This is a genomic window from Saccharibacillus kuerlensis DSM 22868 (assembly GCF_000378145.1).
In the GTDB taxonomy this organism is placed as follows: domain Bacteria; phylum Bacillota; class Bacilli; order Paenibacillales; family Paenibacillaceae; genus Saccharibacillus; species Saccharibacillus kuerlensis.
On the sequence record NZ_KB899311.1, the window covers coordinates 22,295 to 35,714 of the forward strand.

Annotated in this window: 7 protein-coding genes, 11 tRNA genes and 1 rRNA gene; all 19 read right to left on the reverse strand. The window is 48.6% G+C overall.

The window, feature by feature from the left end; all coding sequences use genetic code 11:
• Nucleotides 1–647 precede the first annotated feature (647 nt).
• Nucleotides 648–2,480 (reverse strand): glutamine--fructose-6-phosphate transaminase (isomerizing), encoded by a 1,833-nt coding sequence (gene glmS / locus F456_RS0120115; RefSeq protein ID WP_018978846.1) that lies wholly within the window; start codon nucleotides 2,478–2,480, stop codon nucleotides 648–650.
• A gap of 639 nt (nucleotides 2,481–3,119) precedes the next feature.
• On the reverse strand, nucleotides 3,120–4,460 hold the full coding sequence (gene glmM, locus F456_RS0120120; protein ID WP_018978847.1) for a phosphoglucosamine mutase: 1,341 nt from the start codon (nucleotides 4,458–4,460) through the stop codon (nucleotides 3,120–3,122).
• Between the two features lie 98 nt (nucleotides 4,461–4,558).
• Nucleotides 4,559–6,136: a CdaR family protein gene (locus F456_RS23190; RefSeq protein WP_018978848.1), complete on the reverse strand. Its 1,578-nt coding sequence runs from the start codon at nucleotides 6,134–6,136 to the stop codon at nucleotides 4,559–4,561.
• Nucleotides 6,129–6,962 carry a diadenylate cyclase CdaA gene (cdaA, locus tag F456_RS0120130; RefSeq protein ID WP_026294008.1) on the reverse strand — a complete coding sequence of 278 codons (834 nt, stop codon included), beginning with the start codon at nucleotides 6,960–6,962 and terminating at the stop codon, nucleotides 6,129–6,131. The genes F456_RS23190 and cdaA overlap by 8 nt, the downstream gene beginning before the upstream one ends.
• A 329-nt stretch (nucleotides 6,963–7,291) precedes the next feature.
• Complete coding sequence (locus F456_RS0120135) at nucleotides 7,292–7,915, reverse strand: zf-HC2 domain-containing protein (RefSeq protein WP_018978850.1); 624 nt, start codon at nucleotides 7,913–7,915, stop codon at nucleotides 7,292–7,294.
• A 201-nt stretch (nucleotides 7,916–8,116) separates the two neighbouring features.
• On the reverse strand, nucleotides 8,117–8,689 hold the full coding sequence (gene sigW, locus F456_RS0120140) for an RNA polymerase sigma factor SigW (RefSeq protein WP_018978851.1): 573 nt from the start codon (nucleotides 8,687–8,689) through the stop codon (nucleotides 8,117–8,119).
• A 404-nt stretch (nucleotides 8,690–9,093) separates the two neighbouring features.
• Complete coding sequence (ppc, locus tag F456_RS0120145; RefSeq protein ID WP_018978852.1) at nucleotides 9,094–11,889, reverse strand: phosphoenolpyruvate carboxylase; 2,796 nt, start codon at nucleotides 11,887–11,889, stop codon at nucleotides 9,094–9,096.
• Nucleotides 11,890–12,184: 295 nt separating this feature from the next.
• A tRNA-Gly gene (locus tag F456_RS0120150) sits at nucleotides 12,185–12,258 on the reverse strand.
• Nucleotides 12,259–12,267: 9 nt separating this feature from the next.
• Nucleotides 12,268–12,341 (reverse strand) — tRNA-Pro (locus F456_RS0120155).
• Nucleotides 12,342–12,357: 16 nt separating this feature from the next.
• Nucleotides 12,358–12,434: transfer RNA gene (locus F456_RS0120160), tRNA-Arg, on the reverse strand.
• Between the two features lie 6 nt (nucleotides 12,435–12,440).
• A tRNA-Gly gene (locus F456_RS0120165) sits at nucleotides 12,441–12,515 on the reverse strand.
• 16 nt (nucleotides 12,516–12,531) lie between these two features.
• Nucleotides 12,532–12,613, reverse strand: a tRNA-Leu gene (locus F456_RS0120170).
• Nucleotides 12,614–12,633: 20 nt separating this feature from the next.
• Nucleotides 12,634–12,709, reverse strand: a tRNA-Lys gene (locus F456_RS0120175).
• Between the two features lie 4 nt (nucleotides 12,710–12,713).
• A tRNA-Gln gene (locus tag F456_RS0120180) sits at nucleotides 12,714–12,788 on the reverse strand.
• Nucleotides 12,789–12,802: 14 nt separating this feature from the next.
• A tRNA-Val gene (locus F456_RS0120185) sits at nucleotides 12,803–12,878 on the reverse strand.
• 7 nt (nucleotides 12,879–12,885) lie between these two features.
• A tRNA-Glu gene (locus F456_RS0120190) sits at nucleotides 12,886–12,957 on the reverse strand.
• A gap of 27 nt (nucleotides 12,958–12,984) precedes the next feature.
• Nucleotides 12,985–13,057: transfer RNA gene (locus F456_RS0120195), tRNA-Thr, on the reverse strand.
• 3 nt (nucleotides 13,058–13,060) lie between these two features.
• Nucleotides 13,061–13,136, reverse strand: a tRNA-Asn gene (locus F456_RS0120200).
• Nucleotides 13,137–13,166: 30 nt separating this feature from the next.
• Nucleotides 13,167–13,283, reverse strand: a 5S ribosomal RNA gene (gene rrf / locus F456_RS0120205).
• Nucleotides 13,284–13,420 lie beyond the last annotated feature (137 nt).

The window sequence follows — 13,420 nt, forward strand, 5'->3', positions numbered from 1 at the left end:
GTATAATTTGGCGCCTGCCGATAATTGGGTTCCGACAGCGCCTTTACTCCATGTCGACGCCAGAGTGTTCCAGCACCTTAGCGCAGCCGTCGAGCACATCGTCTCCGTTTCTTTCTACGATCCCGCAGGCTCGCTCTGTGTAACGAAACCACCCATCCATTAGTTCAGGACAAGACCGCCAGCGCTTCCCCCGACTCCAGCAGCCTACGCATGCTCTCTTTGAGGCTGTCCGTACCACATTATAGCGGACTGCAAATCCTGGCAGGCACATGTCTTCCCTACTTGCCGTTATCCGATATTATACCACCGCTGGCCTGCTGTTTCTTCCTTCCTTGCGAAAAAGGCTTCGGGAATTGCTCCGAAGCCTTTTTCACCCATTTTCACCCACTTCAGCTTCTACATCAGTTGATTAATTTTCAAGCAATGGATCAAATTATCGGCCTATAAGTACACGTGATTGAAGATAATGCCAGTATTATAAATATGGTATTGGAAGAGGCATAGAGGATGTACATCAGGAAGACCGTATAACAGATTTGACTTCCCGTTAATCAAATGCTGCCTACATTTTAATCAGCAAAAAGGGTTAGTTCGAGATTGTTCCCGAACTAACCCCTTTATTTACAATCAATTTCTTGAAATCTATTTTACTCTACAGTTACGCTCTTCGCCAGGTTACGAGGCTTGTCTACGTCCAGGCCGAGAGCCAAAGAAGCGTAGTAGGACAGCAGCTGCAGGGCAATAACGGACAACGAAGCACTCAGAAGCGGCAGCGTCTTCGGAATCGTGAAGATAGCGTCGACGGACTTTGCAAGTTCCTTCGCATCCTCTTCATAGCATACTGCCATTACGTCACCGCCGCGTGCTTTGACTTCCTTAATGTTGCTGACCGTTTTCTCAAGCAGTGCCTGCTCGGTTGCCAGAGCGACTACCGGTATGCCCTCTTCAATCAGCGCAAGAGTACCGTGTTTCAATTCACCGGCTGCATAAGCTTCGGAATGAATGTAAGAAATCTCTTTGAGCTTCAACGAGCCTTCCTGAGCCGCTGCATAATCCAGACCGCGTCCGATAAAGAACATGTGCTTGTGCGAAGAAATTTTCTCAGCATAGCCTTTGATCTCTTCTTCACGGGCCAGAATGGCATCAACCTGCTCTGGCAGGGCTTGCATTGCTGCAAGGATCTCGGCTACCTGCTCTTCGGTTTGCGTACCGCGCACCTGCGCAAAGTACAGACCTAGCAAGTAGAATGCAATCAACTGCGACGTGTATGCTTTTGTCGAAGCAACCGCAATCTCAGGTCCTGCCAGCGTAGCGATAACATCGTTGGCGTCACGGGCGATCGAACTGCCGACCACGTTTGTGATCGCAAGTACGTGAGCTCCGTTGGCATGCGCTTCGCGCAGAGCCGCCAGCGTATCTGCTGTTTCACCCGATTGGCTGACAACAATAACGAGCGTTTCCGGCGTTACGATTGGCGAACGATAACGGTATTCGGAAGCGACATCCGTCTCAACCGGAATGCGTACCAGACGCTCCAGTACAGTACGTCCGACCAGACCGGCGTGATACGCCGTTCCGCAGGCAATAATTTGTACGTTTTTAATGTTCTTAATCTGCTTGTCCGTCATGTGGAAGTCTGGCAGGACAACTTTTCTGCCGCTTTCGTCTACACGTCCGCGCATCGTATCTTGATAAGCTCTAGGCTGCTCGTGAATTTCTTTGTGCATGAAATACTCGTATCCGCCTTTTTCAGCTGTAACGGCATCCCATTCGATGTAAGTCATTTCCCGGGTAATGACGTTGCCTTCCAGTGTCATCAGCTTAACGCTGTCGCGTTTAAGAAGAGCCATTTCGCCATCGTTCAGGATGAATACGTTGCGAGTGTACTTCAAGATAGCCGGAATATCCGAACCGATAAAGTTCTCGCCTTCTCCGATTCCGATGATCAACGGGCTTGCATGACGAACCGCAACGATTCGATCTGGTTCATATTCTGTTAATACGCCAAGCGCAAATGCACCGCGCAGCTGCTGGATCACTTTTTGAACGGCTTCTACGATGTCGCCGTTGTACTCGCGTGCCAGCAGGTGGGAAATGACTTCCGTGTCCGTTTCGGAAACAAACTCGACACCGCTTGCGATCAGCTCGTCTTTCAACTCCAGATAGTTCTCGATGATGCCGTTGTGCACAACAGAGAATTTCTGCGTTGCATCCGTGTGAGGGTGGGAGTTAACGTCCGACGGCTTGCCGTGCGTTGCCCAACGCGTATGTCCAATACCGACCGATCCGGCCAGCGGAGCACTTTCCAGCTTTGTCTCCAGATTAACGAGACGTCCCAGCGCTTTCGTTACCTGCAGGCCACCGTCCGTGTACACGGCGATACCCGCCGAATCATATCCGCGGTACTCCAGCTTCGAAAGTCCTTCGATCAAGATGTCCTGCGTATTTCTTGGTCCGATATATCCTACAATTCCACACATATTAAATTTCCTCCGCTCATCATTTGGGTTCTTCGAGCTGTGAGCGAACGATGAACAGCAAAGCTTACCTTTCGAAAAGAAAACAAAGCTCTGCGCCAGACTCATCTCCAATCCGGAATGAACAAAAAAGCTGTTCCGAACTTATGAGAGACGCATAAGGAATGCCTCGGACAAAACCGAGTTTCCCTTACCGAATTGTTTCAAATTTTCAAAAAAATGCGTACCGAACTTCTCTATCGGCTGCAATAAGCTTTTGCGTTTCCCCGTTCCTCACGCAAAGCTCGATTATTGGGCATCCGCGAATTCGTTTGTGCGGTCAGTCGCCTGTCCGTTTTTGGATATTCGCTTACGGTTTGATGCAATACCGGGAGGTCCCCGCCGAATATTTCGAACACCTCCACCTCGTCAACTTGAACGTCACATACCCGTCAGATCGAAATCTGTCGGCGTTCCGGTCTGGCATTCAAGCTCTGGCGCTTTTATTTCTCGACCTTACGATCCTCGCTTTCTATGTATGAATTAATTCAGATCTTTCAAAAAATTAACATTATATAATAGAAATACCCGCCTGAACGCAAGCGGGCATTTCTATTATATGGCATCCCTCGCTGTATTACAACTCGGGTTTTCTTTGTTTGACTAGACCAGTTCTCTTCTTACTACATCAGCAATTTGACCTACTACACGGTCAAGCTGTTCTTTGTCCGGACCTTCGGCCATAACGCGGATCAACGCTTCCGTACCCGAAGGGCGAACCAATACGCGGCCTTCACTGCCCAATTCGCGCTCTACGGCTTTTACAGCGGCAAGAATCGCCCGGTTGCCTTCGTAGTTACGTTTGTCTTTTACTCGTACATTGACCAACAGCTGCGGGTACTGACGCATCATAGTCTTCACTTCGCTAAGCGGCTTGCCTGCGGCTGCCAGTGTGTCAACAAGCTGAATAGCTGTCAGCATACCGTCTCCGGTCGTATTATGATCTAGGAAGATAACATGGCCAGACTGCTCGCCGCCCAGGTTGTAGCCCCCCTTGCGCATCTCTTCCATGACGTAACGGTCGCCTACGGCCGTCTTCATTGTATTTAAGCCAAGCTTCTCCGCTGCTTTATAGAAGCCGATATTACTCATAACAGTTGTCACGATTGTACTTCCGTTGAGCTTACCGGCACGGTTCATCGCATCTCCGCAGATGCACAGAATAAAGTCCCCGTCGACAACGTCTCCTTTATCGTCGATAGCAATCAGGCGGTCTGCATCACCATCAAATGCCAATCCGATATGGGCACCGTGCTTCAATACCTCTTCTCGCAGCATTTCTGGATGGGTAGAGCCAACTTGATCATTGATATTCAAGCCGTTAGGCTCTGCCCCCACAGCGATAACTTCAGCCCCGAGTTCTTGGAATAGACGAGGAGCCAGCTCATAAGCGGCACCATGTGCACAGTCGAGCACAACTTTGATTCCTTGAAATGACTCTCCGACTGTCGTTTTCAAGTAGTCCAGATATATAAATTTGGAATCTTCGTCGTTTACAACCGTTCCAAGTCCGGCTCCTACCGGGCGAGGAAGCTCATCGATCTCCGCATCCATCAGTGCTTCGATCTGCAGCTCCGTTTCATCCGACAGTTTGAAGCCGTCTCCGCCAAAAAATTTGATTCCGTTATCTTCGACAGGGTTATGCGAAGCCGAGATCATGACTCCTGCATCTGCTTTCATCGTACGCGTCAAGTAAGCAACTGCCGGGGTCGACACAATACCCAGACGCACAACGTTTGCACCGATCGACAGCAGCCCCGCAATCAATGCGGATTCCAACATCAGACCCGAAATCCGCGTATCCATGCCGATCAGTACGGTTGGCTTCTCCACCTTGCCCGCCAACACATATCCGCCGCAGCGTCCGATTTTGTAAGCCAACTCGGCTGTTAGTTCCTTATTGGCAACTCCTCGTACGCCATCTGTTCCAAAATATTTTCCCATATCGTTCTCGTTCTCCTTTTATTTCAAACTGCATTTAAGCATACGATGCGTTTGAATGTTTGAATAATGATAATGCAGCTTGATCCAAGAGGCCTGCCTTAAGGGGCTTCTGTTTCTCCTGTTCCTCCGGATTCGCTGCCTGGTTCCGGTGGTGTTTCTTCCCCATCCTGTCCGCTTCCTTCACTCGGCTGCGTTTGGCCGGGATCGGTCGTTTCTCCCTCGGCAGGCTTCTCGTCTTCCGTACTTTCCGGCTGCTCGGTGTTTATTTCATTGTCATTGGGCACACTGTTATTATTCGCCGGAGTGTCGGGCGGGGCAGGATCTGTGTTGGGGGGATCGGTGGTTTCGCCGCTTTGATTCGGTGTTTGCGTATCGGGCGGCGTATCGACCTCGGGGCTCGTTGTTTCAGGAGCGGGGGGTTCTGTTTCTTCGGCTGCACTTGCAATTTCAACTGTAATTGAAAGCGGAGAAGAGTCTTTCATTTCAATATAATCCGGCAGTATAACATCAAGCTGTATATGATGTGTCCCTGCCTGCAGATCGCTTATATCGGCTGTCAGGTTGATATCTTCAGCCGTAATATCTGAGAGCCGCTCTGATGCCCCTACAACGGTGACGTTCATTCGCTTTGAAGCCGGATCGGTAATGGTGACTTCCATGTCTTCTTTTTGCCCGGTCAAAGTGATCGGCACGTTCTCGATAACCTTCTGCTCGTACGGAACAACGGTTACCGTATAGTCAATTGAAGAAGGTTCGATCCGATCAACTCCGGTCGGAGCGGACAAGGACTTGGTAAATGTGCTTGTCCCTTCTTTCGTAATCTTGCTTAAATCGACTGTAATAGGCGGAAAGCTGTCCAGACCCTCCAATACACTGTCGGGTCCATACAGCTTCACCTGATCGGTTTCTGCCTGCACACCAGACAGCACCAGCCCGTTAGGGAGGCTGCCGCTGTAACTGATATTCAAAGGCAGTGTTTTGGAAGAAACGTTTGAAGAAATCGGAATTTGAACTTTGATTGAAGAGGGAACGATAACTGCATGATCCAGTACCGCACCGTTATTTGCATAAGCTACCAGCTTAACTCTGCCCGATACGCTCTCATTTGATCCTTCAACACTCATTTCTCCCTGGATCTTTTGTACCTGCTTCATTTCGCTGGCCGGAAGCGTAACTTGAACTTTGTTCCCTTCCGCGAATACCGGATCCAGTTCCGTAAATCCTTCTGCCGGTACACCCGTAGTCAGAATAACGGCATCAAATTCCTGTGTTACTTTCTCCTCAACTGTAATTGTTACTCTCGATGGTTCGATGGAGAGCAGCTCGACTCCGCCCGGCGGATCAAATTCCAATGGAACTGTATACTGTCCCGGTTCGGAAATTTTGCTCAAATCCATTTTGACCTGATATTCACTGCTGGTCAGCAGCGACGTCATCTGCGAACGCTGTCCCGAAATTTCGACGCTCACACGCTGAGGAGTAATCGACTGCAGCACATATTTCTCGTCATTAAAACCGTAAGGCTCGATCGCCAAATTTGTAATGGTTTGATTACCCTGCGTAGTACGGGTAATGGTCGGTGCATCGGTATCGACATGGACCATGGCCCATAAAAGTACAGCTACTGCGAGCGCGATTACTTTGGCAGCCGTGTTGTTAGCCAGCCATTTATCCATTCGGCTCGTCCCCTTTCTTTCTCCAGAACCAGCCCTTTTTTTCCTTAGCGGACGTATTCGGCTTCAGCAGCTCGTACAGCTTCGATACCAGCCCTTCTTCGCTGACATCCCGTACGACCTTGCCGTCGAGGGCAAGCGATACCTGTCCCGTCTCTTCCGAGACAATAACGGAAATTGAATCCGCCACCTCGCTAATGCCGATTGCCGCGCGGTGTCTTGTTCCGAGTTCTTTGCTGATAAACGGATTTTCGGACAGGGGCAGATAGCAAGCCGCCGCTGACAGCGTACGGTTCTGAACAATAACTGCCCCATCGTGTAAAGGTGTATTTGGCGTAAAAATGTTGATTAGGAGCTCTGAAGTAACAACTGATTTCATTGGAATACCGGATTCCGTATATTCATTCAATCCGGTATTCCGCTCAAATACGATCAATGCCCCGATTTTGCGTCGGGACAAGTAAGTGATCGCCTTCATAAGTTCTCCAATCATTTTTCCTACTTCTTCTTCATCAGCGCTGTTCCGGCCTACAAACTTGCCCCGCCCAATCTGTTCGAGTCCTCGGCGCAGTTCCGGCTGGAAAATAATAAAAATCGCGACAACACCAAAAGTGAACATTCGGTCCATCAACCATTTTAACGTGTACAAATCAAGCCAACTGCTGATTGCCCATATGATAACCAGAACCAGAATGCCTTTAAGCAGCTGTACGGCCCGGGTTCCTCGTACTAGCAGTATCAGTTGATACACAATATAAGTAACGATCAAGATGTCTGCGACATCCTTGACCCTATCTATCCACGTTAGGTTTGTAAAGTAATTCATCATGACCCAAGCCCCCGTATCTCCGTCTCTCTCAGGCTGCTGGCATTTGTCTATGTATGTCCGCCGGCCGGCCAAGCTTGGAACCGAATGCCGGTTCGGAGTATTGTTCGGATTTATATATCTATAGGTTATAACGTTCGTGCTGTTGTTGCAAGCGAGGCTTGCCAAGTTCAACAAAAAAAGGCGCCTCGACCTAATCGGGCCAGGCGCTGAACTTCTACGAATATAGAATCATCTCTCTGCTGGACTTGCATGAAGACAAGCACACCGATCGAAGTCAGTCTACTAACTGAGCCTATTAAAACAGTGGCTGAATCTCTCATACTGTCTATTTACTGTCGATAAGCCACCTCGGAAACGATATTCCCCAACTTGTACCATACCCAGTCGAAGGCTTGGTTGATGTCCTTGACTTGACCTGCAACCCGAGCCGTAGAAGCCTGGTAGGCAGAACCGTCAATGACCGTTACATTTCCTTCTACCTCGCCGTAGATTTCCAATTTGCCACGTTCAATTGTAAGATCTCCGCTAACGGTTGTCCCCTCGGGCACGATCACGGTATTTCCCGCCACTTGAACGCGTTCAAGATCGCTGCCTCTTACGACAAGCTGGTTATCGGCATTCCAGAAATTGATTGATGTGCCTAACATAATAAGAATAAAAGCAGCAGCAGCAGTTAATGCAGGATGCCTGCGCACCCAATTCCATGCAGGATTATGCTTCTTCGGCTGAGGAAGAAAGCTCATGATTCGGTCGGTCATATCGTCGGATACCGATACGGCTTCAGACTTGCGATTCGCCGCAAACAGCATCATCTCCGTCTCTTCGAGACGTCGAAAAGCCGCGCGGCATTCGAAACAATTATCCAGGTGACTTTTTAATTCGCGCGCCTGCTCCGAAGGCAGGTCTCCATCCAGGTAGTCGTGCATGAACGAGACGGCTTGTTTGCATTCCATATGAGCCAATCCTTTCGTAAAAACTCGGTAAAATCTGATCTTAACCTTCTTGTGCCTTAGTTAATACGCCACTTTCCGCTGATAGTTTCAAACGGAAACAATAAAATTGCATGAAAATTTGTTTTTTTATTAATTCTTGTTCAATGTTTCGTAAAATTTAGAGCTCTCATTGAACAGATCGCATAAAAAAACCGAAATCGCTTAGTGATTCTGCGATTCCAGCTTTTTACGCAAAAACTCACGTCCCCGGTGTACTCGTGTCTTGATCGTTGTGACCGGCATATCCAACACATCGCTGATCTCCTGCAGTGACAACTCTTGCAAATAGCGCAGTATCATAACGGTTTTGTACTTTGGAGGAAGATCGTCGATCGCTTCATGAATGGTCGTACGCGTCTCAGAGATCATATACTCCGTTTCGGGTGTTCGATTGTCTCCCGGTATAAGCGCATAACCGTCGGCTCCGTCTTGATCGCCGATCTCTGCGTCGAGCGAATATGTAGGCTTTCTTTTTCGAAGACGGTCGATACTTAGGTTCGTTCCGATTCGGTAAATCCACGTCGAAAACTTTTGCCCTGGATCGTAGCGGTCAAGATTTCGATACACGCGTAGAAACGTCTCTTGAACGACATCTTCCGCCTCGTGCCGATTGCTCAGCATACGATAAGCAAGATGAAAAATTCGATCTTTATAAAGATCAACGATTTCGGCGAAAGCCCTCTGGTCACCTTTGAGCGCAAGCTTCACCAATCTCGTTTCCAGATTGTCCACCATGTCTCCCCCAGACTAAGCCCGCTGAATCAGGAATCTGAAGAGTTCTGCGATTCCTCTTCCTAAATTCCCTTAACAACTAAAGGCAAGCATTACATCAGACCTTTCCTAAGAAGTATAGGTATACTTGTCACTCTTGCTTAAGTTCACCTATACAAAACAGAAAAAGCCAATTTATGCGTATGTTCAAATCGTAATTCATGCAGCGTTAAAAAGCAACACTGCTGTTGTAACTTCTTCCAACCCTTTACATCATTTGAGAACTTGAAATAAACTAGCACTTCGATACGTAATCAAAAAAGAAGAACCGCATTTCCTCTATAAAGGAAAATGCGGTTCAAAACGACCTGGTCTTTTAACCTATACTTATCCGGTTTTACTGCTTACTATCCTGCGGAAGTCGTAAATCAACCCGTATTCCGAAGGCCCGCCGCAATGCCATTAATCGTCAACAGCACTTCACGCAGCAGTTCTGGATCGTCCTGTAAGGCCGCTTCACGCAGTGCCCGCAGCTCTTTCAGCAGCTGTACCTGCAAGTAGCTGAGCGGATCGACATAAGGATTTCGCAGACGAATGGATTCTTGAATAACCGGTACATTATCCAGAATTTCCTGCTGTCCGGTAATGTCGAGAATAAGCTGTTTCGTCAAACGGAATTCTTCTTCTATTAGACCGAAAATGCGAGTGCGGCTTTCCTCGTCTCCGTACATTGAAGCATATTCCTTGGCGATCACAAGGTCTGCTTTTGCAACAGCCATTTGAAGCGAATCGATCAGTGAAGTGAAGAATGGGAAGCTCGCATACATTTGTCTCAAAATCTCCAAATTTTCAGGTTTCCCCTGATAGAAGCTTTGGATGCCTGTCCCTGCCGCATACCAAGCCGGTACAAGATAGCGTCCTTGCGTCCAAGCGAATACCCATGGAATAGCTCGCAGGTCTTCAAATCGGTCGCTATTCTTACGCTTGGAAGGCCGGGATCCGATATTCAATTCGCCGACTTCCGATAGTGGTGTCGCTCCTTTGAAGAAGGAGAGGAAATCCGGATCACGGAAAATAAGGTCCTGGTATTTGTTCAAAGAGGCTTCGGAGATGCTTCTCGCAATCTCTTCCCACTGCTGTTCTTCCTGCATATAAGAAGTATCGGTTGCCGCTACAGCAGCCGTAAACAGCGCCGAAGTCGCCTGCTCAAGACTCCGATAAGCAATTCCCTTCAACGAATACCGGGAAGACAGCACTTCGCCCTGCTCCGTAATCTTAATACCGGCTCCGACCGTATGCGGCGGCTGAGCAAGAATGCTGCGGTTAAGCGGCATACCTCCGCGTCCGAGCGATCCTCCGCGTCCATGGAAAAATTTCAATTTGATCTCATAAGCGTTAGCCATTGCCGTGATTTCATTCAATGCTACGCGCAGCTCCCAGTTGGCCGCAACCGTACCGCCATCTTTGCTGCTGTCGGAATATCCAAGCATGATCTCCTGCTGGTCATTCATCGCTTTTACAGCTTCACGGTAGATTGGAATATCAAACAGACGCTTCATGATACCGCTTGCCGCCTGCAGATCACCAATTGTTTCGAACAATGGGACCGCCTGCAGCGTACAAACGACTTTGCCATCCATATGCTTGCGGAACAATCCGACTTCTTTGGCAAAGACCATAACTTCCAAAATGTCGCTGGATGCTTCCGCCATACTGATCAAATAGCTGCCAATACAGTTCTGACCGAATTCATTTTGTGCTTCGAAAACAGTGCGGTAAACCTGAAGACATTCTTCGGTTCCGTCACTGTAAGTTTGATAAGGAGTTGTGAGCGGTCTTGGATCTTCAAGCAGTCCAACCAGAAGTTCCACTTTTTCGTCTTCCGATAAAGATCCATAATCCGATACGATATTCATGCTGCTCAGAATTTCGCTCATGGCCTTCTCGTGTTCCTGGCTGTGCTGGCGGATATCCAAAGTTGCTGTATGGAATCCGAACAGTTCAACCTGACGAATTAACTTCTTGATGGCGCTGTCAGCCACGTAATCCGCATGGTGATAACGCAGGCTGCGATCAATGATCATAAGATCTGCAATAAGCTCGGACGGATGCGCATACCGATCCGGCTTGCCTTTTTTCTCCTCATCCAATACGTTGTCCAGCTTACGCATCATATAAGTCAACTTGACCCGGTATGGCTCATTGTCATTATGCCAGTTGGACTTGGCGTCAACCGTTACCGTTTCCCGGTCGCTTTCGATAGACTCCAGCAGTTCGTCGGTCACGTTGACGATAGTGCTGGTGAAGCTGAGCATCCGGATAAGCTCAACCAGGATACGATGATACTCCCGGATTGCCAACTTACGCTGCATTTGCAGTGTCTGCCAAGTTACGCTTGCTGTTACCGAAGGATTACCGTCCCGGTCTCCTCCGATCCAGGAACCGAAACGCAGATAATTCGGCACATGCCAGTCATAATCAGGATAGTATTTTTCAAGACAGCGTTCCAATTCCGCATATACATCAGGCAGTACATGGAAAAGGGTCTCATGGAAATAGTACATTCCATTGCGAACTTCATCGAGTACTGTCGGCTTGCGATCCCGCAGCTCGTCCGTTTGCCAAAGAGTAATGACCTCATTCAGCAGCTTCTCACGCAGTTGTTCGCGCTCCCGGAAAGTCAGGGAAGGATCGTCAAGCTGCATGACATCTGCCGCGATCCGTTTATGAATATCCAAAATGACTCTTCGTACTGCTTCTGTCGGATGAGCCGTCATAACAAGTTCAAGCGACAGGTTTTGCAGAAAAGCTTGTACATCTTCATAGGAGAAGTTTTGTTCTTTCAACTGCTGAACCGAAGTTTCAATTGAACCCGGTTGTGCGGCTTCACCGGCAGAACGTTCATAATCCCGTTTTCTGCGAATCCGATGATTTTGTTCTGCAATGTTAACAAGTTGGAAATAGATAGCGAAAGCCCGAATTACTTGATGGCGTATATCCGGATCCAGCGAGTAAATCTCACGCTTGAACTCCTCATGCATATCCGGCAAATAAGCCGCACGAAGCGACTTACTCAATTCACGAATTTTCTCCACTTTGTCCAGAAGCTCCTGTCCACTATGGTGAACGAGTACTTCCCCAAGAATATTTCCCAGGAACCGCACATCGCGTCTGAGCAGGTTGTTGGAACTGCCTTTGTTTGCGGTTACCGTCAGTTCAGTCATTTTACTCCTCCTATCTGTCTGCATCGCATGCTTGCTGATATAACATCTTCATCACATCATACAACAATTCATTGGATAAATCCTCACTTTATAGTGAAAAAGCGACCGGGGATTTCCGATCGGTGAAGCACTTATTTGGGATAGAGCATAGGAATTATGTATGAATATCAAGACTATCACTTTAAAACTGCACAGAAAGAAAGCGAGAATACATGACAGAAAGCTGCTGTAAGAAAATAAAGCGTGCCACTGAATATAGCAAAAAAGACCGTTTCCGGTCTCGACTTTTAAGAAATGGAGCGGGTGATGGGAATCGAACCCACGCTACCAGCTTGGAAGGCTGGAGTTCTACCATTGAACTACACCCGCAAAACAAAATCGGGATGACACGATTTGAACATGCGACCCCCTGCTCCCAAAGCAGGTGCTCTACCAAGCTGAGCTACATCCCGTTATGCAATTTAAAAATGGCGCGCCCTGAGAGATTCGAACTCCCGGCCTTTTGATTCGTAGTCAAACGCTCTATCCAGCTGAGCTAAGGGCGCAAAATATGGAGCGGACGACGGGAATCGAACCCGCGACCCTCGCCTTGGCAAGGCGATGCTCTACCGCTGAGCCACGTCCGCAATGAAAAAATTAGGATGCGCGTGGAGGGACTTGAACCCCCACGTCGTAAGACGCTAGATCCTAAGTCTAGTGCGTCTGCCAATTCCGCCACACGCGCATAAGACATATTGGTGTAAATGGTGAGCCATGAAGGACTCGAACCTTCGACACCCTGATTAAAAGTCAGGTGCTCTACCAACTGAGCTAATGGCTCTCAATGGCTGGGGGTATAGGATTTGAACCTATGCGTGACGGAGTCAAAGTCCGTTGCCTTACCGCTTGGCTAACCCCCAACAGAGAGTACATATGGTGGAGGCTGAGGGGCTCGAACCCCCGACCCTCTGCTTGTAAGGCAGATGCTCTCCCAGCTGAGCTAAGCCTCCATATGTATGACCCGTAGGGGATTCGAACCCCTGTTACCTCCGTGAAAGGGAGGTGTCTTAACCCCTTGACCAACGGGCCGTGCTTACTTTGAATTACCTTGAGGCAAGCTCTCAACCGGGCTCGAACCGGTGACCTCATCCTTACCATGGATGCACTCTACCTACTGAGCTATGAGAGCAAATGGCTCCCCGAACAGGACTCGAACCTGTGACAACTCGATTAACAGTCGAGTGCTCTACCAACTGAGCTATCAGGGAATATTGTGCGGTTCTTGCGAACCGCAATCGGCTTGGCAGCTTCCTACTCTCCCAGGACCCTGCGGTCCAAGTACCATCGGCGTTAGAGGGCTTAACGGTCGTGTTCGAGATGGGAACGTGTGGAACCCCTCTGCCATCACCACCAAACCTAATACAGGATTTGCACCCTGAAAACTGGATCCGAAACAATCTATCTTTGCGTCAACAAAGTGTGCTTTCCTCAGAAAGCGATAGGATAAGCCCTCGACCGATTAGTACAGGTCAGCTCCATACATTGCTGCACT

Excerpts from the sequence above, each read along its gene's own strand:
- glmS (WP_018978846.1), bottom strand. The coding sequence starts at position 2,480 with ATGTGTGGAATTGTAGGATATATCGGACCAAGAAATACGCAGGACATC.
- glmM (WP_018978847.1), bottom strand. The coding sequence starts at position 4,460 with ATGGGAAAATATTTTGGAACAGATGGCGTACGAGGAGTTGCCAATAAG.
- F456_RS23190 (WP_018978848.1), bottom strand. The coding sequence starts at position 6,136 with ATGGATAAATGGCTGGCTAACAACACGGCTGCCAAAGTAATCGCGCTC.
- cdaA (WP_026294008.1), bottom strand. The coding sequence starts at position 6,962 with ATGATGAATTACTTTACAAACCTAACGTGGATAGATAGGGTCAAGGAT.
- F456_RS0120135 (WP_018978850.1), bottom strand. The coding sequence starts at position 7,915 with ATGGAATGCAAACAAGCCGTCTCGTTCATGCACGACTACCTGGATGGA.
- sigW (WP_018978851.1), bottom strand. The coding sequence starts at position 8,689 with ATGGTGGACAATCTGGAAACGAGATTGGTGAAGCTTGCGCTCAAAGGT.
- ppc (WP_018978852.1), bottom strand. The coding sequence starts at position 11,889 with ATGACTGAACTGACGGTAACCGCAAACAAAGGCAGTTCCAACAACCTG.